The following is a 21,866-nucleotide window of genomic DNA, read 5'->3' on the forward strand; positions in this document are numbered from 1 at the left end:
ACCGACGCACCATTTAAGTGCGTCAATTCTACAGCAGCAAGGCAAAATAATGTCAACCGCAAATGTAATGAATTGCAAAGGTGTGTCGAACGCTGCACCAAGGGCAGGATGCTGCATGCGAATGTGTCGATGTGCGTTAAGGTTACCTGTCAGGCAGATGCTGATTTACCGGAGACACGCATGCTTCGCATTTTTGAACGCTGGCTAGACCCCTTCCCCCCTGACGAAGTACCGCCGCCGCCAGATGGCCTGTTGCGCTTCATGTGGGCCTGCACCCGGGGCGCTCGCGGCTACATTCTTGCCTTGGCACTGCTCAGTGCCGGGGTGTCGATTTACGAAGCCTGGCTGTTTGCGTTCCTCGGCCAGGTGGTCGACCTGCTCTCGGCCTGGCAGGCCGGTGGCGCCGCCGCCAGCACACAGGAAAGCCACGTACTGTGGGGGATAGGCATCGTCCTGGTTACCAGCATCGGGCTGGTGGCGCTGCGCACCCTGGTGCAGCACCAGGTGCTGGCAATCAATCTGCCGCTGCGCCTGCGCTGGGACTTCCACCGCCTGATGCTGCGCCAGAGCCTATCGTTCTTCTCCGACGAGTTCTCTGGCCGGGTTACCACCAAGGTGATGCAGACAGCGCTGGCGGTGCGCGAAGTATTGTTCACGCTCATCGAGATCCTGCCCGGCATCGGCGTGTACTTCATTGCCATCATCGCCCTGGCCGGTGGCTTTGCCCTGAAACTGATGCTGCCGTTCATTGCCTGGCTCGTGCTGTTCGGGCTGGCCATGCTGTATTTCGTGCCACGCCTGGGCAAGGTCGGGCAAGAACAGGCCAACGCCCGGTCGTCGATGACCGGGCGGATTTCCGATGCCTACACCAACATCACTACGGTGAAACTGTTCTCGCACTCCAAACGCGAAGCGCACTTTGCCCGTGCAGCCATGGAGGATTTCAAGCAGACCGGCTTTCGCCAGATGCGCCTGGTCAGCCAGTTCGAAATCGTCAACCAGGCACTGGTAGTGGGCTTGATCTTTGGCGCAGGTGGCTACGCGTTGTGGCTGTGGCACCAGGGCCAGGTCGGCACCGGAGCGGTCGCGGCCATTACCGCCATGGCCCTGCGTATCAATGGCATGTCGCACTGGATCATGTGGCAGATGACCTCGCTGTTCGAGAACATCGGTACCGTGCAGGACGGCATGGCCACCCTCACCCGCGGCCCCAAAGTACAGGATGCGCCGGGTGCCACCGAGCTGGTAACCGGCGGCGGCGCGGTGAGCTTCGACAAGGTCTGCTTCAACTACAACGGCGAGCGCCAGGTGCTCAACGACCTGAGCCTGCATATTCGCCCGGGCGAAAAGGTGGGGCTGGTCGGCCGTTCCGGCGCCGGCAAGTCCACCTTGATCAACCTGTTGCTGCGCTTCTACGACGTGGACAGTGGCGAAATTCGCATCGATGGGCAAAACGTCGCCAAGGTGACGCAAGACAGCCTGCGCAGCGCCATCGGCATGGTCACCCAGGACACCTCGCTGTTGCACCGCTCGATTCGTGACAACATCGCCTATGGGCGCCCGGACGCAACCGACGCGCAAATCCGCGCCGCTGCAGCCAATGCCCAGGCCGATGGTTTCATTAGCCAGCTCAGCGACCGCCAGGGCCACAACGGTTACGACACCTTGGTGGGCGAGCGCGGTATCAAGCTGTCTGGCGGCCAGCGCCAGCGTATCGCCATTGCCCGGGTAATGCTGAAGAACGCACCGATCCTGCTGCTGGACGAAGCCACCAGTGCGCTGGACTCGGAAGTGGAAGTGGCGATTCAGGAAAGCCTGGACGAAATGATGCAGGGCAAGACCGTCATCGCCATCGCCCACCGGTTGTCGACGATTGCCGCCATGGACCGGCTGATCGTGATGGATGAAGGGCGCATCATCGAGCAAGGTACCCACCCCGAGCTGTTGGCGAAGAATGGTACTTATGCCCGGCTGTGGCAGCACCAGAGTGGTGGGTTCCTGGGTGAAGACCAGGGCGTGGCCGAGGCGGTTGAATAGGCTCACCTGAAGCTGACGCGGGCATTGTGGGAGTGACCTTGCCGGGGCGCTCCCACAGAAATCGCGCCTACCTGAATCTGGTACTTCAACCAAACACATGCGAAGGCCGGCGCAGCACCGGGTCGAACGGGTTGACCCGTTCGCCAATCGCCGCCGCCTCGCGCTTGAGCAATGCCACCACGGTCGGCATGCGGTTGGGCCCAAGGCGGTCACTGATGGTCGCCACGCTCAACGCTGCCACCGCATGGCCGTTACGGTCAAGGATCGGCACTGCCAGACCGGCCATGCCGTCGAGCACTCCGGTGTTGCGCCCGGCGTAGCCGAGGCTGCGCACGTTGTCGATTTCGGCACGCAGCAACACTTCGTCGTAATGATGAAAGTCCTTCAACCGCGGCAGGTTGTAGCGGATCACCTCGTCCCGCTCCTCCTCAGGCAGGAAGGCCAGGATCGCCAGGCTGCCCTGCCCCACGCCCAACGCCACGCGGCCGCCGATGTCGCCGGTAAAGGTACGGATCGGGTACGGCCCTTCGCTGCGGTCCAGGCACACGGCATCGAACCCCGAACGCGCCAGCAAAAACAGCGAATCGCCCAGCGAAGCCGACAACCGCAGCAGGCTGGGGCGCACCACATCGCGCAGGTTGCCCGCCTGCCCGGCCTTGGCCGCCAGGGCAAAGAAATCCAGGCTCAGCCGATAACGCTTGCTGGTGGCGCACTGGTCGACCATGCCCTCCTCGATCAGGCTACGCAACAGCCGATGGGTGGTGGGCTGCGCCAGGCCAACCCGCAGCGCCAGCTGGCTGACCTTCTCGCCCTCCCCCCCGCAATCACCTAGCGCGCGCAGCACGGCGAACAAACGCGACACTGCGCTTACGCCAACTTCCTTGGTGCGTTCATTTCGTTTACCGGAATCCATTTTTCGTTAAACCCATAGAAATTTCATTGAGTGGAATAATTTCAAAATAGCTGTCACTCAGTGAAATTACTCTTTGTCGCCATCCTAATCATTGCCCTACTCTCCGGTCCATAGGGCGATATCACAACATCGGCCGCCGCCATAGAAGCGAGCGCCAACGTCCGTAAAAGCTTTGCTTTTCGCCGCTGGCGCTCTGCCCACCCTGAAGCTGCCGGGTTACCCCGGTTCCGTTTGCGATGGAGCACAGCCATGACCTTTCTGTTGATCGACAAGCTTTGCAAGCGCTATGGCGCTACGGAGGCAGTGGCCAGTTCGTCACTGGCCATCGAAAAAGGCGAGTTTGTCTCCCTGCTCGGCCCTTCAGGCTGCGGCAAGACCACCACCCTGCAGATGATTGCTGGCTTCGTCGAAGTAACTAGTGGCCGCATCGTCCTCGACGGCCGCGACATCACCCACGCCAAGCCGGCCAGCCGGGGCCTGGGTGTGGTGTTCCAGAGCTACGCGCTGTTCCCGCACATGACCGTGCGCGACAACGTTGCCTTCGGCCTGCGCATGCGCAAGGTGGCCAATGCCGAGATCGCTCGGCGCGTCGACCAGGCGTTGGCGTTGGTACGCCTGGACAAGCACGCCGAACGTTACCCGCGTGAACTGTCCGGCGGCCAACGCCAGCGTGTAGCCCTGGCCCGCGCACTGGTGATCGAACCGCCGGTGCTGCTGCTGGACGAGCCGCTGTCAAACCTGGACGCGCACCTGCGCGAAGAGATGCAGTTCGAAATCTGCCGTATCCAGAACGAAGTCGGCATCACCACCCTGATGGTCACCCACGACCAGGCCGAAGCCCTGTCGATCAGCGACCGTGTAGTGGTGATGGAAGCCGGTCGCATCACCCAGATCGATGACCCTTACCGTCTCTACGAGCACCCGGGCACGCCGTTCATTTCCGACTTTGTCGGCAAGGCAAACCGCCTGCATGGCGTCACCGGCCCCGGCGGGTTACCGCAGGCAGCCGCCCAGGGCCCGCTGGTCCTCAGCCTGCGCCCGGAAAAGATCAGCCTGGGTGCAGCCGGCAGCGGCAAGCTGGCAGGCCGCGTCAGCTGCCGTTACTTCCTTGGCAGCCAGTGGCTGTACCGCGTCGATACCGCCTTGGGCAACCTGGCGGTGGTGCGCGCCAACGATGGCAGCGCGCCGCTGGACGAAGGTACCCAGGTCGGCCTGGACTGGAACGAATCCCTGCTGCGGGTGCTGAACACAGCCGAGGTGGCCGCATGAGTACGGCAAAACTGCGCAGCAACAGCTGGGGCTACGGCCTTAGCAGCCCGGCCCTGCTGTTGTTCCTGGCGTTGCTGGTGATGCCGCTGGGGCTGACTGTGCTGTTATCGTTCAACGCGTTCGACTACACCAGTGGTATCCAGGCCGGCCAGTACACCTTCAGCCATTACCTGAGCCTGGTGACCGACACCTATTACTACGAAATCTTTTTCCGCACCTTCTGGATCAGTGCCCTGGTCACCTTGTTGTGTGTGCTGATCGGCATCCCCGAAGCCATGGTCCTCAGCCGCATGGGCGCGCCGTGGCGCTCGATCTTCCTGATCCTGGTGCTGACCCCGCTGCTGATTTCGGTGGTGGTGCGCGCCTTCGGCTGGAGCCTGCTGCTGGGGTCTGACGGCCTGATCAACCAAGGCATCAGCGCCCTCGGCGGGCAGCCGGTGAAGCTGCTGTACACCCCGTTTGCGGTGATCATCGGCCTGGTCCACGTGATGCTGCCGTTCATGATCATCCCGGTGTGGACCTCGCTGCAAAAGCTTGACCCGGCCGCCGAGCAGGCCGCGCTGTCGCTGGGCGCCAGCCAGTGGACGGTATTCCGCCGCATCGTGCTGCCACAGATCATGCCCGGTGTGCTGTCGGGCACGCTGATCGTGTTCGGCCTGGCCGCCAGCTCGTTCGCCATCCCGGGCCTGCTGGGCGGGCGGCGGCTGAAGATGGTCGCCACCATGATCTACGACCAGTACCTGGCCGAACTGAACTGGCCCATGGGTGCCACCATCGCCGTCGCCCTGCTGCTGATCAACCTGCTGGTGATGCTCAGCTGGAACCGGCTGGTCGAACGCCGCTACAAACGCGCACTTGGAGTGTGAACCGATGACCCGTAACGGCCCGCTGGCCCTGTCTTTTCATGCCTTGGTGATGCTGTTCATGCTCGCCCCGCTGGTGGTGGTGTGCCTGGTGGCATTCACCCCGGAAAACACCCTGAGCCTGCCCACTGCCGGCTTCTCGCTGCGTTGGTTCAGCGCTGTGTTCGAGCGTGCCGAGTTCCTCGACGCGTTTTACACCAGCCTGAAACTCGCCGCCCTGGCGGCCTCGCTGGCCACCCTGATCGCCGTGCCGGCGGGCCTGGCGCTGACCCGCTACAGCTTTCCTGGCCAGGGCTTTGTCAACGGCCTGCTGCTGTCGCCGATCATCATCCCGCACCTGGTGCTGGGTGTGGCCTTGCTGAGGTTGTTCGCCCTGCTTGGGGTCAATGGCAGCTTCACCTGGCTGGTGTTCGCCCACGTGGTGGTCATTACTCCGTACGTGCTACGCCTGGTACTGGCTGCCGCCATCGGCATCGACCGCAGCGCCGAACAGGCCGCGCAAAGCCTGGGCGCCGGGCGCATCACGCTGTTCTGCAAGGTCACCCTGCCAATGATTCTGCCCGGCGTGGCCGGTGGCTGGCTGCTGGCGTTCATCAACAGCTTCGACGAAGTGACCCTGTCGATCTTCGTCACCTCGCCTGCCACCCAGACCCTGCCGGTGCGCATGTACGTATACGCCACCGAGTCCATCGACCCGATGATGGCCGCCGTCTCGGCGCTGGTGATTGCCGTCACCGCCCTGACCATGATCGCCCTGGACCGCGTGTATGGCCTGGACCGCGTACTGGTGGGCAAGCAATGACAAGGAATGCCCCTATGCCGCTGTTCAAGCGCGTGGCCGAACACGACCGCGAGCCGCTGCCCTTCCTGCTCGACGGCCAACCGGCTCAAGGCATGAACGGCGACACTCTGCTGACCGCCATCCTGACCAACGCCACCCACCTGCGTGGCAGCGACTTCAGCGCCGAACCGCGCGCCGGTTTCTGCCTGATGGGCGCCTGCCAGGACTGCTGGGTACGCCTGCAGGACGGCCGCCGGGTGCGCGCCTGCTCGACCTTTCTGGAACCGGGCCAATGTGTCACCCGCGAACCGGGGCGCCAGCCATGAGCGCAACCGTCATCATTGGTGCCGGCCCCGCCGGCATCCGCGCCGCGCAAACCCTCGTGGCCCATGGCGTGCGCCCAGTGCTGCTGGACGAAGCCAGCCGTGGCGGCGGGCAGATCTACCGCCAGCAGCCGGCCAACTTTCGCCGCTCGGCCAAAGCGTTGTACGGCTTCGAGGCGGACAAGGCCCGGGCCCTGCACAACACCCTTGAACAACTGCGCGAGCAGATCGACTACCGCCCGGAAACCTTGGTGTGGAATGCCGAGCAGCAAGTACTGGACACCTTGCAGCAGGGCCAGTTGGCCGACCGCCTGGCATTCGACCGGGTGATCGTCGCCACTGGCGCTACCGACCGCGTGTTGCCGATCCCCGGCTGGACCTTGCCCGGGGTGTATACCTTGGGCGCCGCGCAGATCGCGCTGAAGTTTCAGGGCTGCGCCATCGGCGAGCGGGTGGTGCTGGCTGGCACCGGGCCGCTGTTGTACCTGGTGGCCTACCAGTACGCCAAGGCCGGCGCCACTGTCAGCGCAGTGCTCGACACCTCGCCGTTCAGCGCCCAGGTACGCGCCCTGCCGCGCCTGTTGCTGCAGCCGGGCACCTTTGCCAAGGGCCTGTACTACCGCGCCTGGCTCACCCGCAAAGGCGTGCCGGTGCATCAGGGGGTGACCCTGCTGGGCATCGAAGGCGAGCAACGCGCCAGCGCCGTACGCTGGTCGCGCAATGGCCAACAACACACCTTGCCGTGCGACGCCGTGGCATTCGCCCACGCCCTGCGCAGCGAAACCCAACTGGCGGACCTGCTGGGCTGCCAGTTTGCCTGGAACACCATCAACCGCGCTTGGCTACCGGTACGTGACGCCCAGGGCCGCGCCAGCAGCCCCGGGGTGTACCTGGCTGGCGACGGCGCCGGCATCCTCGGTGCCGACGGCGCCGAAATGACCGGTGAACTGGCCGCCTTGACGCTGCTGGCCGACCTCGGCAAACCTGGCAACCCGCAACGCCAGCATCAGCTGGAAAAACGCCTGGCTACCCTGCAGCGCTTTCGCCAGGGCCTGGAACAGGCCTTTCCGTTCCCCGAGCAATGGGCTCGGCAGGCCCCGGACCCGTTGACCGTGTGCCGCTGTGAACAGGTCAGCGCTGGCGAAATCCGCGCCACCGTGCGCGCCGGGCACTGGGAAATCAACCGGGTCAAAGCCATGTGCCGGGTCGGCATGGGCCGTTGTCAGGGCCGTGTGTGCGGGGCCGCCGCCGCCGAACTGATTGCCTGCGAAAGCGGTCGGTCCATTGACCAGGTCGGGCGCCTTCGTGGCCAGGCACCGGTCAAGCCCCTGCCCTTCGGCCTGGAGATCAAGCCATGAAGTGGATCGAGGTGGACGCCATTGTTGTCGGCGGTGGCATCGTCGGCAGCAGCGCTGCATTGACCCTGGCCCGCGGTGGCAAACAGGTGGCGCTGCTTGAACGTGACTTCTGCGGCTCGCACTCCAGCGGGGTGAACTATGGCGGGGTCCGTCGCCAAGGCCGCTCGCTGGCCCAGCTGCCATTGTCGATGCGTGCCCATGCCATCTGGGGGCAGTTGCGCGAGTGGATCGGCATCGACGGCGAGTACACCCGCAGCGGCCACCTGAAGCTGGCACGCAGCCAAACCGACTTCGACGCCTTGAAGGCTTATGCCCGTCGGACCCAGGCCTTTGACCTGCGCCTGCAACTGCTGGAGCACCGCGAACTGCGCCAGCGCTTCCCTTGGGTGGGCGATATCGCCGTCGGCGCGTCATATTGCCCCGAAGACGGCCATGCCAATCCGCGCCTGGTGTCACCCGCCTTCGCCCAGGCGGCCCGGCACAGCGGCGCCCAGTTGCACGAACAATGCAAAGTGCTGGAGGTAGACCACGACGGCCAGCGCTTCACCATGCGCACCAGCACAGGCCAGTGCTTCAGGGCGCCCTGGTTGCTGAACTGCGCCGGTGCCTGGTCGGCGCAACTGGCCGAGTACTTCGGCGAAGCGGTGCCGCTGACGGCGGCCCACCCGGCCATGCTGGTCACCGAGCCACTGCCGCTGTTCATGACCGCCAGCACCGGGGTCGAAGGCGGCGGTATCTACGCCCGCCAGGTGGCGCGCGGCAACTGCGTGCTGGGCGGTGGGCGTGGCTTTGCCCTGACCCCGACCACCGCCCGCCCGGGGCAAGCCGCAGTGCTCGACATCCTGCGTAATGCCACCGAGCTGTACCCGGCATTGGCCGGCGCCCAGGCGATTCGCACCTGGAGCGGCACCGAAGGCTACCTGCCCGATGACGAACCCGTGATCGGCCCCAGCCTGCGCCAACCCGGCCTGCTGCATGGCTTCGGCTTTGCCGGCGCCGGTTTTCAGATTGGCCCGGCAGCCGGGGAAGCCCTGGCGCAATGCGTCCTTCATGGCGCGCCGGCCATCAGCCTGGCGGCCTTTTCCATCAACCGTTTTCAGCCCAGCCACCACTACAAGGAAAACCTGTCATGACGCACAAGCAACGTTTGCTCGCCCTGTTCTGCACCGTACCTGGCCTGTTCGCCTGCCTGCCCGCCATGGCGCAACCCACGCTGTACCTGGGCATGAACGGCGGCACCATGGAGCGGCTGTTCAGCGACAACATCCTGCCGTCGTTCGAGAAGGCCAACGGGGTGAAAGTGGTGATCGTTCCCGGCACTTCGGCCGACATCCTGGCCAAGGTCCAGGCCACGCCGAACAAGCCGTCGATCCACGTGATGGTGCTGGATGACGGCATCATGTACCGCGCCATCGGCATGGGCCTGTGCAGCACGCTCAAGCCCAACCCGACGCTGGCCCAGCTGCCGGAGAAGGCCCTGATCAAGGACAAGGCTGCCGCCGTCAGCCTGGGTGTGACCGGGCTTGCCTACAACAGCCGCCTGTTCAAGGAAAAAGGCTGGGCAACACCCACCTCCTGGAACGACCTGGCCGACCCGCGCTTCAAGGACAAAGTGGTGTTCCAGTCGATGGCGTCATCCACCTTCGGCTTGCACGGTTTCCTCATGTACAACCGCCTGCACGGTGGCAGCGATACCGACGTCAACCCGGGCTTCACGGCCTGGAAGAAGAACGTTGGCCCGAACGTGCTGGAGTACATCCCAAACTCGGCCAAGCTTTCGGAAATGGTGCAAACCGATGAGGCCGCGTTGTTCCCGCTCACCCCTACCCAGGTGACGGCGCTGAAGCTCAAGGGCATCCCGGTGGAATACGCCGCGCCCAAGGAAGGCGCCGTGGTGCTCAACCAGGCCGAATGCGTCACCGCCAACAACGACCAGCCGGAGCTGGCGCAAAAGCTTGCCGAGTTCCTGCTCAGCCCTGAGGCGCAGGCACCGGCACTGGAACTGGGTGACCAGATCCCGTCCAACCCCAACACGCCGACCAGCGACAAAACCCGTGGCCAGGTCGAAGCCATGCAGACCTACCTGCAAACTGCCGTGACCATCGACTGGGACCAGGTCAACACCCAGCGCCCGGAATGGAACGCCCGCTGGAATCGCCAGATCGAGCGATAGGCCGAGGCCCCCTGGCCCGCTCCCGGCGCCCCAGGTGCCGGCCAGCGGGCACCGTCACCCCGCCCGCATGGCGCCTCAATCCAGCACTGGCCGCAACAGCGCCTGCGCCTCGTACAGTGGCGGCAAATAACGCATGCGGATTTCATCAACACTCAACCGCGAGGCATGAGTCGTGATGGTCAGCGTCGCTTTCAACTGCCCGGCACGGTCCAGCAACGGTACACCCAGCACCCGCATACCGACTTCATATTCCTGGTCAACAATACAGAAGCCCTGCCCCTTCACCCGGTGCAATTCCGCCTCCAGCTGTGCCCGGTCTGTGAGCGTGTAGGGCGTCAACACCCGCAACGGGTTGCGTGCAAAGTACTCACCTCGCTCCCCCTCACCCAGCCAGGCCAGCCAGATTCGCCCGCCGGCCGTGCAATACATTGGCACCCGCGAACCGGGCCTGATCGACAACGACGCCACATGGCTGTAGCGGCTGCGCACCAGGTGGATGATCTCGTCACCATCGCGGGTACCCACCGACACATGCTCCTGGGTCTGGCGCGCAACCTGCTCGACAATCGGCCGTAGCATGCGCGGCAGCTGCGCCGAGTCCACGTACGCCTGGCCAATACGTAAAGCCTTGGGCGTCAGCCAGTACTCGCGGCTGTCAGTTTCGGCAAAGCCCTCGTGCACCAAAGTCAGCAAAAAACGCCGTGCGGCACTCGGCGTAAGGCCAGACAACCTGGCCGCCTGCGGCACGCTCAGGCGCGGTTGCTCAGCGCTGAACAATTGCATCAGGGCCAGGCCTTTCTGCAAGCCGGCGATCAAATCGCGGGGGTGGATGGCGGGCGTGTTCATCTTTACGACTCGCAAGTGGAAAAAAACAGCCGATTACTGCGATAACCGGATCATGGTTGCGATTATCGCATCAAAAGCCCGATCAACGCATTGTTGCTCTTCCACCTCTGCATCACGCTTGCCTTCACAACAACATCAATAAGGAGGTCAGCATGATTCGTGGTTCCACTGAACTGGTTGCCATCGTCGGTTCGCCCATTGCCCAGGTGAAGTCCCCCGAGAACTTCAACACCTGGTTCGCCAACAACAACTGCAACGTCGCCATGCTGCCCATCGACCTGCACGAAGCCGCGCTGGGCAGCTTTGCCGACAGCCTGCGCGGCTGGCAGAACCTGCGCGGGTGCGTGGTCACCGTGCCGTACAAGCAGGCCCTGGCCAGCCGCCTGGATGGTTTGAGCGAACGTGCGGCTGCCTTGGGTTCGGTCAATGTGATACGTCGCGAGCGCGACGGGCGCCTGCTGGGTGACAACGTAGACGGCGCCGGCTTCCTCGGTGCTGCGCGCAAGCATGGCTTTGACCCGGCGGGTAAACGGGCGCTGGTGATCGGTTGCGGCGGGGTTGGCAGTGCCATCAGCTACGCATTGGGCGAGGCAGGTATCGTCAGCATTACCCTCAGCGACCCCAGCACAGCGCGCATGGGCGCTGTGTGCGAACTACTCGGCAATGCCTTCCCGGGGCTTTCGGTCAGCACGCAGTTCAGTGGACTGGAAGACTTCGACCTGGTGGCCAACGCCTCCCCGGTCGGCATGGGCACAGGCGCAGAACTGCCGTTGTCCGCTGCCCTGCTGGCCACGTTGCAGCCAGACACCCTGGTCGCCGACGTGGTCACTTCGCCCGAAATCACCCCGCTGCTGAACCGCGCCCGGCAAGTAGGCTGCGCGACCCAGACCGGCCCGGAAATGGCCTTCGCCCAACTCGGCCACCTTGGCGCCTTCATGGGCGTGACGCCGCAGGAGATCTGAGGCCATGGCCACTCTTGAACACATACAACACAGCTTTGACCTGGTGGTATTGGGCAGCGGCGCCGGTGGTTTTGCCGCCGCCGCCACGGCGGCTCGCCGCGGGCTGAAGGTGCTGGTAGTGGAAAAGGCCGAACGTTTTGGCGGCACCTCGGCGATATCCGGCGGCGCGGTGTGGCTGTACGGCACCGATCAAGCCCGCGCCGCGGGGGCCAAGGATTCACCCGCGGCCATGCGCACCTACCTCAAACATGTGATCGGCGACGGCTACGACCCTGCCCTCGCGGACGCCTTCATCGAACATGGCCACCAGGCACTGCGTTGGCTGGAACAGCACACCGAGCTGCGCTACGCCCTTCGACCGCACTCCCCGGATTATTACCCCGATGCCCCTGGCGCCACCCAGTTTGGTCGGGCGCTGGAAATGGTCGAGTACGACGGCAAGCACCTCGGCCCACGCTTCAAGGACCTGCAAATGCCACCGCCCGGCATGCTGTTGTTCGGCGGCATGATGGTCAACCGCGTGGATATCCAGCATTTCCTCAGCATTCGCCGCTCGCCCAGGTCGTTGTGGCATTGCCTTAAACTGATGGCACGTTACGCACGGGACCGCCTGCAGCACCCGCGTGGCACCCGGTTGACTACCGGCAACGCACTGATCGCCCGCCTGGCCACCAGCGCCTTTGCCCATGGCACACAGCTGTGGTTGCGCAGCGAGGCCCTGGAACTGATCGTTGAACAGGGCGCGGTCACGGGCGTGGTGGTACAGCACGAGGGGCGCCGCGAACGGGTACTGTGCCGCGGCGGTGTGGTGTGCGCCATGGGCGGGTTCGCGGCGGGCGCACTCGCCGCTGGCTACCGGCCAGCCCAGCAAGCACCGCACCTGACCATGTCACCCGCTGCCAACGACGGCGCTGCCCTGCGCCTTGGCCGGGCTGTTTCGGCAGCGCAGGGCGAGGGCCTGGCGGCCAACTTCTTCTGGGCGCCGGTTTCCGAACTGCGCCACGCCAGTGGCGAGCGTGAGCGCTTCCCGCATCTGGTTACAGACCGCGCCAAACCCGGCGTGATCGCGGTGAACCCGGCCGGGCGGCGCTTTGTGAACGAATCCGACTCCTACCACCACTTCGTGCAGACCATGTTCGCCAACGGCCTTTCCAGCTGCTGGCTGGTCTGCGACGCCGAGGCCATGAACCGCTATGGCCTGGGCCTGGCGCGGCCAAAACCGGTGAACAACCAGGCGCTGATCGACGCCGGTTACCTGTATCAGGCGGCAACACCGCAAGCCTTGGCCAAGGCCATCGGAGTCGACCCGCAGGTATTCGTGCACACCCTGGAGCAATTCAACGCCGACGCCTGCAACGGCATCGACCGCGCGTTCGGCAAAGGCGGCAACAGCTACAACCGCTACATGGGCGACCCGCAGCACACCCCCAACCCATGCCTGGCGCCGCTTGCCAGCGGGCCGTACTACGCCATCCGTATCCACACCGGCGACCTCGGTTCGGCCTGCGGCCTGGTGACCGACGCCCAGGCCAACGTGCTGAACCGCGACGGCCAGCCAATTGCCGGCCTTTATGCGGTCGGCAACGACATGAACTCACTGATGAAAGGCACCTACCCCGGCCCCGGCATCACCCTGGGCCCCGCCCTAACCTTCGGCTGGCTCGCTGCCAACCACATCACCGCGCGCCTGCAGGCGCCGGCCACCCAAACGGAGACCCCGGCATGTACTACGAACTGAGAACCTACACCCTCGACCCTCTGAAAATGGCCGACTGGCTGGCCCTGTACCAAAGCCATGCGCTGGAAGTGCAAAGCGAGCACCTGGGTAACCTGGTGGGCTTTTTCACCAGCGAGTTCGGCGACGTCAACCAGGTGGTGCACATCTGGGGCTATGCCAGCCTCGACGAGCGCATCGCCCGCCGCGCCGCGATGGCAGCCGACCCGCGCTGGGCGGAATTCTCCCGACGCAACCGCGAACTGGCGGCAGTAGTACGCCTGCAATCGCGGCTGATGCGGCCCACCGGCTTTTCGCCGCTGCAGTAAACCGTAAGCCATCTCCTACCAACGCCTGAGCGGAACCCTTGCATGCAACCCCTCGAATGCGACGTACTCGTCATCGGTTCCGGTGCCTCTGGCCTGGCGGCCGCCGTTACCGCCGCGCATCACGGCCTGCACGTGATCGTTGCGGAAAAAGCCAGCCAGCTGGGCGGCACCAGCGCCTGGTCGGGGGGCTGGCTGTGGGTTCCGCGCAACCCGCTGGCCGTTGCCGAAGGCATCGTCGAAAACGACGATGCCCCAGAACGCTACCTGCGTGCGCAAACCCATACGCACGAGCTGGACCCACGCCAGCGTGCATTCCTGCGCCACGGCCCCGAAATGGTGGCGTTTTTCCAACAGCACACCGCTGTACAGTTTCAATCCGGTAGCCGCATACCTGACATGCGCGAAGGTGACGGCAGCGCAAACGGCGGCCGTTCGCTGTGCGCACTGCCCTACGACGGCCGCCTGCTGGGGCCTTGGCTGCACAAGCTGCGCCCGCCGCTGGACATCGTCAGCCTGGCCGGCATGGGCATTGCCGGCGGCGCCGACATGGCCGCCTTTTTCAATGCCACACAATCGCCCAAGGCAGCGTTGCATGTAGGTAAACGCCTGCTGCGCCACGGGCGCGACCTGCTGCTGCACCGACGCGGCCAGCAACTGGTCAACGGCAACGCACTGGTGGCACGCCTGCTGCGCAGCGCCCTGGACCTGGGTGTGACGCTGCTGACCGACAAGCCGGCCAGCCGCCTGTTGGGGGAAGGCCGGGTCAGCGGCGCGCTGTTTGCCGATGGCCAGGCGATTCACGCACGCCGGGGTGTGGTGCTGGCCTGTGGCGGCTTCCCGCACGACCGCAAGCGCATCGCTCAATTGATGGCTCATGCGCCGGATGGCACCCGGCATTACTCTGCAGCGCCCAAAGAAAACAGCGGCGACGGCCTGCGCCTGGGTGAACAGGCCGGTGGCCTGGTAAGTACCAAGCTGGCGCAATCCGGTGCCTGGGCACCGGTTTCGCGGGTACCACGCAAAGATGGTACCTTCGGCCATTTCCCGCACCTGATCGACCGCGCCAAACCCGGCTTCATCGCCGTGCGCCGCGATGGCCGGCGCTTCGTCAACGAAGCCGATTGCTACCATGACTTCATGAACGCACTGTTCGCTGCCACGCCGCAAGGCGAGCCACCTGAAGCCTGGCTGATCTGCGACCACGCCGCGCAACGCCGCTACGGCATCGGCTGGGCCAAGCCGTTTCCCTTCTCCACCCGCTTTTACCAACGCTGTGGCTACCTGCACAGCGGCGCTACGCTGGCACAGCTTGCGCAACGCTGTGGGATCGATGCCGCGCAGTTGCAGCGCACGGTGGACGGTTTCAACCACTCTGCGGCACAGGGTGAAGACCCGACCTTCCAGCGCGGCGCATCGGCCTACAACAGGGCCCAGGGTGAACCGCAGCAGGCACCCAACCCGTCGCTTCGGCCGTTGCTGGAGGGGCCGTTTTATGCGGTTAAACTGCTGCCAGGCAGCCTTGGCACCTTCGCTGGCCTGGGCACCGACGCCTCGGCCCGGGTGCTGGACCACGCGGGGCAGCCGGTACCCGGGCTGTTTGCAGTGGGTAACGACATGCACAGCGTGATGGGCGGGTATTACCCGAGTGGTGGTATTACCCTTGGGCCGGGGATGACCTTTGGGTATCTGGCCGGTAGAGCGTTAAGTGGCCTGCGTTCACAGTGAACACCGCAAGGGCTGATTTTCATAAAGGCTGCCCATGCGCCTGCTCTACCTGAACCACCTTGGGCGGCTGTTGCAACAACCCTCGCGGCAACCGGAAGCTTTTGAACGGTTGCTGGGTGATGGGATTGAAGGCTTTTTCAGCATTCAGTCGATAGCGCATCACGCCATCACCGGTCCGGAAGCTCAGGTCTACGCTGGTTGGCGTCCGCCCATTGAGTGAGCCGCGGCTGAGCAAGCGGAACATCGACCATGGCCCGCGGTACTCCAGGCTGCTGCTGTTACCGTTCTGCCTCAGCAAGGTAAGGGTGCTGCGCACCTGCTGCCCCAAAGTATTGGGCCAGACGATCCCGGTGATCTGGCTCGGCCCATGGGTGTAGGCGATCAATTGGCCATCCAGGTCCAGCAGGCTGGTACGCTGGTTCGCACTGAGCCCCAACGGCTCGATGCTGAACTGCACGCTCAGGTTGCCGCGCTGATCGAAGAAGGTTTCGCGGATGCGATCTGCCTGCTCCAGTTGTTCGATCACGTCGCTGCGAATCAACGAGCGCCCTTGCTGGCCGGCCTGCAGGGCTTCAAGGTTGTCCTTCAGGAAGACCTTCAGGTACTGGTCGTTGAACTGCTGCAGCCGCCCCTTGGGCCCGAAGAACGCCTCAAAGTCGTCCAGGGAGGCGTCAGGTGCTCTCACTACGAAGGGATACCGCCCTGCCAGGCGCTGCTGGAAGAAGCTGTACACCTCGGCATCCCAACGCCGCTCCAGCTCGCGCAGGGCTTCGACGTTGAGCACTTGTGCCGTTTGATCGGCCAATTTCCTGACCTGGTGGTTGATCGGCTCTGGCAAGCCGGTAGAGACTCGCTGCAAGGTACCAATTGGATCCTGACCCGTCATCGAGAAGCGTTGATGCACAGCCTGGAGTGCAGCTTTGCCTCTATCGGGGCTGTCCTGCACCGCCTTGGCGTAATCATGAACGGCGGTAATGGCTCCAAGGGTTTCGTCGTAGTAGCTGGGCTTCTCACCGGTTGCTCGCAGCATGGCGCTCAGCCCAACAAATGCGCGCTGGATGGCCCAGGCCTGTTGTTGCTCGGGCGTGCTGGCTGGCGGTGCTAGCGCTTCAGCATCTTCAAGTGTCTCAACGCCCACGGCTGGTGACAGCAAAGTGTTGTCCTTTACGGTATCCAGCAACCGATGCAGGGGTGCCGCTGGCCCGGTGAATTGCTGCAGAATTGCCACCCCATGGTCCAGATCGCGGAAGTCAGTCACCGAAATTGCGTTCAAGGCGCGCCGCCAACTGTCGATGAAATCCGCGCTGTACAAATTGCGCAGCCGCTCGCTCAACGCCTCACGATCAGCGTCAGAGTAATCGAGCTGGCCGCGCTCACCCAGCGCCCACTGGTCGATCATCGCCATGTCAGCAAACCGCTGGCTGCGCGGTTCGAAGTACTCCTTGAAACCTTTAGCGGTGAGCATCGGTGCCAGCACGACATCATCGCCTTTCCTGGAACTGCCAGCTGACTGATACACCACATCAAAGGCCGGCCCCACCTGATTACGCAGGTCCAGGCCGGTGTGCAACTGTTCCTCAGCCTGCTGTTTGAGGCCCGCATAGACCCGCTCGGCAAGCGGGACCCTGCGCAAACTCTGCTGCACCTCGGCGATGCGCTGACGATACTGGGGCAGATCGGCATCGGCATAGGCCAGTGCATACTTCAAGTGCCGCATCAGGTCGCGTTGCAATTGCCCTTGGCCTGGGAATTTTTGCTGCCACTGGCGAGCCATCCAGTCCTCGACCCAGTCGGGCCGTCGGTTCTGGCGGTCCTCCAGCATCCGGTAAACCCTGAGGGCAGCCATTTGTTGCTCACTGCCAGGCTGTGCCGCGGCCATGGCATCGATTACCCCACTGGCCAAGGCTGGCAAGAAACGCTTGGATAGCAGGCTAAGGTAAGCCTCATCCACGCGTGGACCGATGGCACGTCCTTGATACAGACCTAAATCAGCTACACCCGGCCACGCTGCACGATAGTCGCCAAACACAGCCACCGCGTCGCGGATCTGGTCCAGTGGCTCCAATAGGTTGCGCCCGGTCGGGTCCAGTCGCTGGTCGATCTCGTGATGACTGTATTCCCTGCTCTTGGCGAGCACGTTGGCGGCCTTGGCGCCATTGATATCGAAGTAGCGTTGCCAACTGGCGATGCCAACCCACAAAGCCAGGACGCCTACACCAGAGCCTATCCAGAGCAGCTGGCGCTTGTTGCGCGCCACTTTGACGTTGTCCCCAGCGAGTCCAGATTCCGGATAGATGACGCGCCTAAACGCGTGCTGGATGAAATAGACCAGAGCCTTGCCCTGCGCCTTGCCTTCAAGCAGTGGGAGCTTCGTCTTGTAGGGCTGTGCCGCCTCCCGAACAAAGGCGTTGAGCATGTCGCCCTGCTGCACCACCGAAGACCAATACACGCCACGCACCAAAGCAGGCGTTGTGTAGCGGTCGCTGGCAAGTGTTTCTTTGAGGAAGCCCAATAGTATTGGGCGCAAACCGATCAACTGGGCATGCAATGAGAACAAGCGGGCTCGCAGCAGCGCACCGTCCAGTGCATCCAGTCGTTCTACCATCTGTTCGAACAACTCGCTGATCATCTGACCGTACTGTTCACCATATTCGTCTAGCCAAGCGTCAAACGTACCGATCGCATCCAGTTTGAACGTGAAGCCCAGCATCTTTTCCCGCGAAGCGGCGGGAAGTCCGGCGTAAAGCTGGTCAAAACCATCCAGCAGATCGAACTTGCTCAGAACCACATAAAGCGGCAATCGCGAGCCCAACTGACTGCTCACCTCGTACAGCCGCGTGCGCAACACATGCGCCAATGCAACGCGTTGTTCGGACGTGCCGTGCACTAACGCAGGCAAGTCGATCACCAATACCAAGCCGTTAAGGGCTCGCCGACTGCGGTTGCGCACCAGCCAACCCAGTAAGTGCTGCCACAACCTGGCCGGTGTAGCGGGTGGTACCTCCGGTGCGTCTGCTTCCTCGGCTGGCGGCATTGAGCACGAATCTTGGCGGATGAAGGCGCCTGGTGGATCGATGATCACCGCGTCGTTGCTGACCCACCAACCAATCGGGTACGCCAGCGCTTGCGCCTGTCGGCCGCGCTTCTGTGCCTTGTCGATGCGAGTCAGCGAGAAATCTTGTTCGGTACGGTCAATGAAGCTGGTCTTACCAGCACGCTGATCACCCACCACCAGATACCAGGGCAATCGGTACAATGCGCGTCGGCCGCCAGCGTTATGCAAAAACAGCGAAAGCCCCTGGTCCAACGCCTGCTCTTGCGCTTGAACGTACGGCAATACCCGGTCCAGCTCGACGGCTGCGGCCTGATTGCGCTCTGCCTGCAGACGGCGATTGCGCTTGCGCAACACCACGAGCCAACACAGTAACGACACCACCACGAGTACCAGACTGGCCAGCCCTCGATGGGCCATGCTTGCCAACGGCTGCTGTTCACGCCACGTCCATTGCGGGCCGAGCCACCAGATGGCCACCAGTATCAATGCAGCACCCAGCCCGAGCAGCAGCGGCATGGCCAGACCAATACGAGTCACCAGGGGCAAGCCCCAACGTTTGAGGTGCTTCCATAGTTGATTCATCGTGACTCCCGTTCCTTGTTCCGATCAGCCTCTATCTGCGGTACCGCATACTGCTGAAGACGTTGAAATACCTCTGGCTCCCAGGCACTGGCGGTGGTTTCCTGCATCGTTCTAGCTACACCTGCGCACAAGTCCCGCGCCAGCCAAGACACGCCCCGAGCGGCCAACAGGTCTGCGGCGATGACAGTGGTATGGCAACGCTCACGGGGCGCGTGGAGATCCGCCTGCATCCCCTGTAGCCTGAGCAAGACGGGTTCCACGCCGCCTGCTTCCAGCTGGCTTACCAATTCTTCACGCAGGCTGGCAAACTCATAGTCGGCCGCTTGTTGGCCAGATGCGCCATGTGCCCCCTTGAGCCATGCCAGGCATTGATCATCGACAAACACCTTGCCGTCGCTGAAGCACAGTTGCTGCAATGCCGGCATGCGTTGCACGAACCGCGCGGTCGCGGCGCGAATGGCCTCTGCCACTTCGCCCATTGCCAGCCGGCTGGCAGCGGTTGCCGCCAGGAAGCTGCCGCGTATCCAGTAAGGGCAAGCGGTTACACTCTTTTCGATACGCAGGAGCAATGCCGCGTCAATCCCGGTGCCTGCAATGGCCTCTTCATAATCCCCGGCGATATCCTGTGGCACGGCCATCAGCTCTGTGCGGTTGCCTTGCTTGGTTTGAGGTGCTGCCTGGATGTGGGCCCACAAGCCGAATCGACGTAGCTGGTAGCCCGTCGGGTCGTAAGGGTCCTGCTGATTGATCAGTTCGGCCATGGTCAGCACGGCCTGGCGTGATTCACGCTCGTTGCCCAGCGATACGCGGGGCATTGGTGTAGCGATGACCTCAGCCAGCGGCGCAGGCTTGCTCGCCGAAGAGGCCGTGGCTAAGGATGAGGTTGTAGTCGGCTCGCCCACACCGTTGGCAAGCCCTGTGTATTTAGCAAGCAGGCGCTCAAGTTCACCCAAAAACGCTTCATCCAATTGCGCTGCAGCTTGCTGCCGTTGCAACCGTTGCAAGGCCTCCTGCGCCGACACCGCATGAGCGGGGGTGTACGTGAATCGGTCCAGCCGTGGCAGCGCTTCGGTCAAACGATTGAGTATCAGCGCAACCAACTTGCGTTTACCCAGAAAGCCTTTAGGACCAGGTTTCGGATACGAGCTTTCCCAATACTGTTCGATTAGGCCAGCGAGCATCTCCAGGGTAAAAACCCAACGCTCCCAGCATCGGCTGCGCAGCCAGGCGGCACTCAGATGCGCGGCGATGCGCAAATGCTTGCACTGCTGGCCCAGATACTGCTGGGACGCTTCCTCGATGTAGGCCCAGTCGATTGAGGGCTCCTGCAGCCCGCCCAGCTTGACCATTTCCTGATCAATGGCCTGGTAGGTTTCGTCCTCTACATCGAACAACCCGGCAGGACTCTGAGCGTCGATGGGAGCAAGCAACCGTGCAGTTTCCTGCGGGTTGACTTCTGCTACCAGCGACATGCTTTGCGCGCCTCATCGATGAGTGGGTCCAGCCCCTGAGCGTCAAAGACCAGACCGTGAACGGCCGGGTTGTCACTCTCGACGTGAATACGATGGGCCTTTATCAGTTTTTTGATCTGCTCGATGCCCGGCAAGCCCCTGCCGGCGTCAAGCACCTGACCGTTCTCCATCACCTGCCAAGGGGTAGGAGCAGTTGAGCCACGTTCCCCCTTCAATTGCACGATCACGCGACCGGTATCGATGGGTTGTGCGGCAACCAATTGCAGCCTGGAAATGTTTTGCAAACAGCTGATCACCAGATAGGAATGCTGTGCGGCCGAAGCAATCGCAGGCGCCGATATCATCAGCCCATCATCTTCAGCCCTGAGGCGAAACATCAGGTCCTCTGGCGACCGCCCCGCCTCATTGGTCAACACACGACGCAACGTAGTCGAGTCCTGCTCCGGTGCGGACCATTGCACAGGCACAAGATGAGCAGGAGTTCCGGCTGATCTATCGAAACATACCAAACGCTCCAGATTAGAAACGATGTGCCGACAATCCTGATAGGAATACGCAGGCATCGATAGAAAGTTCAATACCAGCACTAGACTTAGCCCATAAGCTTTTTTACCAGTCATCGCAAGAAAATTCTCTCTCAATAACACGCACGCCCCATTTATCCGACGAGCGCAAGAACTCCGATTACTTTGAGCGCCCAAAACTGACAAGAGCCTAGCCCATAAAAAACAGGTGATACAAACAAATATTTTTTAACATTTTCGTGCTCGACCAAGCGCTACCACCGAGCGCATGGTTTTTAAAGGACTCATGAAGTCCGACCCAGCTTGTTTATAAAAACCAGTCAGATTTGTTTAAACGAAACGTCAATATCAGTGAAATTTCCTACAAGTCACTTAAGACACACTTAAAGAACTTCCACGGAAAATTCCTACATACCAAGGAGAGTTTCTGCGATGGCGAAAACCATGGGATCGGTTGCACCTAAAGAACGTATCAACATCAAGTACGTACCCGCCACGGGCGATGAACAGGCCGAAGTAGAGCTACCGCATAAGATGCTGGTGCTTGGTGATTTCGGGCTGGAAGACACCCGTGCCCTGGAAGACCGTTCGGTGATGCGCATCGATAAACACACCTTCAACAATGTGTTGAACGATGCCGGTGTCAGCCTGGCTATGTCCGTACCCTCTGCGCTCAACACAGCCCCGGACGCGGAGCTGGCGGTCAACCTGCAGTTCAAGGCCATCAACGATTTCGGGCCAGACAGCATCGCCCGCCAAGTACCGGAGCTGAACAAGCTGCTGGAGCTTCGCGAAGCATTGGTCGCCCTTAAAGGCCCCTTGGGCAACGTGCCCACGTTCCGCAAGCAACTGCAGCATCTGCTGAATGACGAGCAAGCGCGCAAACAACTGGCCCAAGAACTGAACCTCGTGCTCGAAGCGCCGAAAGAAGACTGAGACA

The 21,866-nt window shown here is 62.7% G+C and carries 18 protein-coding genes; 13 read left to right on the forward strand and 5 right to left on the reverse strand.

Annotation, left to right across the window (positions count from 1 at the left end; all coding sequences use genetic code 11):
• Positions 1-180 precede the first annotated feature (180 nt).
• Complete coding sequence (locus SB765_RS16220; protein ID WP_410931584.1) at positions 181-2,037, forward strand: ABC transporter ATP-binding protein; 1,857 nt, start codon at positions 181-183, stop codon at positions 2,035-2,037.
• 85 nt (positions 2,038-2,122) lie between these two features.
• Here SB765_RS16220 and SB765_RS16225 read toward each other — a convergent pair whose 3' ends face one another.
• A complete protein-coding gene (locus SB765_RS16225) occupies positions 2,123-2,950 on the reverse strand; it encodes an IclR family transcriptional regulator (RefSeq protein WP_410931585.1) in 828 nt (275 codons plus the stop codon).
• 249 nt (positions 2,951-3,199) lie between these two features.
• On the opposite strand from SB765_RS16225, the gene SB765_RS16230 reads away from it, so the two are divergent.
• The 7 genes from SB765_RS16230 to SB765_RS16260 are packed head-to-tail and all read left to right on the forward strand — an operon-like array spanning position 3,200 to position 9,717.
• On the forward strand, positions 3,200-4,219 hold the full coding sequence (locus SB765_RS16230; protein WP_410931586.1) for an ABC transporter ATP-binding protein: 1,020 nt from the start codon (positions 3,200-3,202) through the stop codon (positions 4,217-4,219).
• Entirely contained in the window at positions 4,216-5,085 is an 870-nt protein-coding gene (locus SB765_RS16235) for an ABC transporter permease (protein ID WP_049275572.1), read from the forward strand. Before SB765_RS16230 ends, SB765_RS16235 begins: the two co-directional genes overlap by 4 nt.
• A gap of 4 nt (positions 5,086-5,089) precedes the next feature.
• Complete coding sequence (locus SB765_RS16240; RefSeq protein WP_341795990.1) at positions 5,090-5,884, forward strand: ABC transporter permease; 795 nt, start codon at positions 5,090-5,092, stop codon at positions 5,882-5,884.
• A gap of 14 nt (positions 5,885-5,898) precedes the next feature.
• Positions 5,899-6,189 (forward strand): (2Fe-2S)-binding protein, encoded by a 291-nt coding sequence (locus tag SB765_RS16245; protein ID WP_043201539.1) that lies wholly within the window; start codon positions 5,899-5,901, stop codon positions 6,187-6,189.
• The gene (locus tag SB765_RS16250; RefSeq protein WP_341795991.1) at positions 6,186-7,544 is read left to right on the forward strand and encodes an NAD(P)/FAD-dependent oxidoreductase; all 1,359 of its coding nucleotides are present in this window, start codon (positions 6,186-6,188) and stop codon (positions 7,542-7,544) included. The genes SB765_RS16245 and SB765_RS16250 overlap by 4 nt, the downstream gene beginning before the upstream one ends.
• Positions 7,541-8,677: an NAD(P)/FAD-dependent oxidoreductase gene (locus SB765_RS16255; protein ID WP_341795992.1), complete on the forward strand. Its 1,137-nt coding sequence runs from the start codon at positions 7,541-7,543 to the stop codon at positions 8,675-8,677. Before SB765_RS16250 ends, SB765_RS16255 begins: the two co-directional genes overlap by 4 nt.
• A complete protein-coding gene (locus tag SB765_RS16260; RefSeq protein WP_341795993.1) occupies positions 8,674-9,717 on the forward strand; it encodes an ABC transporter substrate-binding protein in 1,044 nt (347 codons plus the stop codon). Before SB765_RS16255 ends, SB765_RS16260 begins: the two co-directional genes overlap by 4 nt.
• A gap of 75 nt (positions 9,718-9,792) precedes the next feature.
• On the opposite strand, the gene SB765_RS16265 is transcribed toward SB765_RS16260, so the two are convergent.
• Positions 9,793-10,563 (reverse strand): IclR family transcriptional regulator C-terminal domain-containing protein, encoded by a 771-nt coding sequence (locus SB765_RS16265; RefSeq protein ID WP_341795994.1) that lies wholly within the window; start codon positions 10,561-10,563, stop codon positions 9,793-9,795.
• A gap of 152 nt (positions 10,564-10,715) precedes the next feature.
• Here SB765_RS16265 and SB765_RS16270 point away from each other — a divergent pair, with 152 nt between their 5' ends.
• Genes SB765_RS16270 through SB765_RS16285 form a run of 4 tightly spaced genes read left to right on the forward strand, consistent with a single transcriptional unit; the run spans position 10,716 to position 15,293 of the window.
• A complete protein-coding gene (locus tag SB765_RS16270; protein WP_341795995.1) occupies positions 10,716-11,525 on the forward strand; it encodes a shikimate dehydrogenase family protein in 810 nt (269 codons plus the stop codon).
• A gap of 4 nt (positions 11,526-11,529) precedes the next feature.
• Entirely contained in the window at positions 11,530-13,263 is a 1,734-nt protein-coding gene (locus SB765_RS16275; RefSeq protein WP_341795996.1) for an FAD-dependent oxidoreductase, read from the forward strand.
• On the forward strand, positions 13,248-13,568 hold the full coding sequence (locus SB765_RS16280) for an NIPSNAP family protein (RefSeq protein WP_016500295.1): 321 nt from the start codon (positions 13,248-13,250) through the stop codon (positions 13,566-13,568). Before SB765_RS16275 ends, SB765_RS16280 begins: the two co-directional genes overlap by 16 nt.
• Positions 13,569-13,610: 42 nt before the next feature.
• Positions 13,611-15,293, forward strand: coding sequence for an FAD-dependent oxidoreductase (locus tag SB765_RS16285; RefSeq protein WP_410931587.1), 1,683 nt, complete (start codon positions 13,611-13,613; stop codon positions 15,291-15,293).
• Positions 15,294-15,312: 19 nt separating this feature from the next.
• Here the strand turns inward: SB765_RS16285 and tssM are convergent, their stop codons facing one another.
• From tssM to vasI, 3 genes are read right to left on the reverse strand one after another with little or no spacing between them, the layout of a single operon-like run.
• A complete protein-coding gene (tssM, locus tag SB765_RS16290) occupies positions 15,313-18,930 on the reverse strand; it encodes a type VI secretion system membrane subunit TssM (RefSeq protein WP_410931588.1) in 3,618 nt (1,205 codons plus the stop codon).
• Entirely contained in the window at positions 18,927-20,402 is a 1,476-nt protein-coding gene (gene tssA / locus SB765_RS16295; RefSeq protein ID WP_410931589.1) for a type VI secretion system protein TssA, read from the reverse strand. The genes tssM and tssA overlap by 4 nt, the downstream gene beginning before the upstream one ends.
• Positions 20,390-21,022, reverse strand: coding sequence for a type VI secretion system-associated protein VasI (vasI, locus tag SB765_RS16300; protein ID WP_410931590.1), 633 nt, complete (start codon positions 21,020-21,022; stop codon positions 20,390-20,392). Before vasI ends, tssA begins: the two co-directional genes overlap by 13 nt.
• 336 nt (positions 21,023-21,358) lie before the next feature.
• Between vasI and tssB the strand changes: the two genes are divergently transcribed.
• A complete protein-coding gene (gene tssB, locus SB765_RS16305) occupies positions 21,359-21,862 on the forward strand; it encodes a type VI secretion system contractile sheath small subunit (RefSeq protein WP_341796001.1) in 504 nt (167 codons plus the stop codon).
• Positions 21,863-21,866 lie beyond the last annotated feature (4 nt).

This window comes from Pseudomonas sp. SIMBA_067, assembly GCF_046534675.1.
Lineage (GTDB): Bacteria > Pseudomonadota > Gammaproteobacteria > Pseudomonadales > Pseudomonadaceae > Aquipseudomonas > Aquipseudomonas putida.

Bases quoted from the DNA above. Each gene is read 5' to 3' on its own strand.
- SB765_RS16270 (WP_341795995.1), top strand. From the start codon at position 10,716: ATGATTCGTGGTTCCACTGAACTGGTTGCCATCGTCGGTTCGCCCATT.
- SB765_RS16255 (WP_341795992.1), top strand. From the start codon at position 7,541: ATGAAGTGGATCGAGGTGGACGCCATTGTTGTCGGCGGTGGCATCGTC.
- tssB (WP_341796001.1), top strand. From the start codon at position 21,359: ATGGCGAAAACCATGGGATCGGTTGCACCTAAAGAACGTATCAACATC.
- SB765_RS16260 (WP_341795993.1), top strand. From the start codon at position 8,674: ATGACGCACAAGCAACGTTTGCTCGCCCTGTTCTGCACCGTACCTGGC.
- SB765_RS16280 (WP_016500295.1), top strand. From the start codon at position 13,248: ATGTACTACGAACTGAGAACCTACACCCTCGACCCTCTGAAAATGGCC.
- SB765_RS16225 (WP_410931585.1), bottom strand. From the start codon at position 2,950: ATGGATTCCGGTAAACGAAATGAACGCACCAAGGAAGTTGGCGTAAGC.
- SB765_RS16235 (WP_049275572.1), top strand. From the start codon at position 4,216: ATGAGTACGGCAAAACTGCGCAGCAACAGCTGGGGCTACGGCCTTAGC.
- tssM (WP_410931588.1), bottom strand. From the start codon at position 18,930: ATGAATCAACTATGGAAGCACCTCAAACGTTGGGGCTTGCCCCTGGTG.
- tssA (WP_410931589.1), bottom strand. From the start codon at position 20,402: ATGTCGCTGGTAGCAGAAGTCAACCCGCAGGAAACTGCACGGTTGCTT.
- SB765_RS16245 (WP_043201539.1), top strand. From the start codon at position 5,899: ATGCCGCTGTTCAAGCGCGTGGCCGAACACGACCGCGAGCCGCTGCCC.
- SB765_RS16265 (WP_341795994.1), bottom strand. From the start codon at position 10,563: ATGAACACGCCCGCCATCCACCCCCGCGATTTGATCGCCGGCTTGCAG.
- SB765_RS16250 (WP_341795991.1), top strand. From the start codon at position 6,186: ATGAGCGCAACCGTCATCATTGGTGCCGGCCCCGCCGGCATCCGCGCC.
- SB765_RS16275 (WP_341795996.1), top strand. From the start codon at position 11,530: ATGGCCACTCTTGAACACATACAACACAGCTTTGACCTGGTGGTATTG.
- SB765_RS16240 (WP_341795990.1), top strand. From the start codon at position 5,090: ATGACCCGTAACGGCCCGCTGGCCCTGTCTTTTCATGCCTTGGTGATG.
- SB765_RS16285 (WP_410931587.1), top strand. From the start codon at position 13,611: ATGCAACCCCTCGAATGCGACGTACTCGTCATCGGTTCCGGTGCCTCT.
- SB765_RS16230 (WP_410931586.1), top strand. From the start codon at position 3,200: ATGACCTTTCTGTTGATCGACAAGCTTTGCAAGCGCTATGGCGCTACG.
- vasI (WP_410931590.1), bottom strand. From the start codon at position 21,022: ATGACTGGTAAAAAAGCTTATGGGCTAAGTCTAGTGCTGGTATTGAAC.
- SB765_RS16220 (WP_410931584.1), top strand. From the start codon at position 181: ATGCTTCGCATTTTTGAACGCTGGCTAGACCCCTTCCCCCCTGACGAA.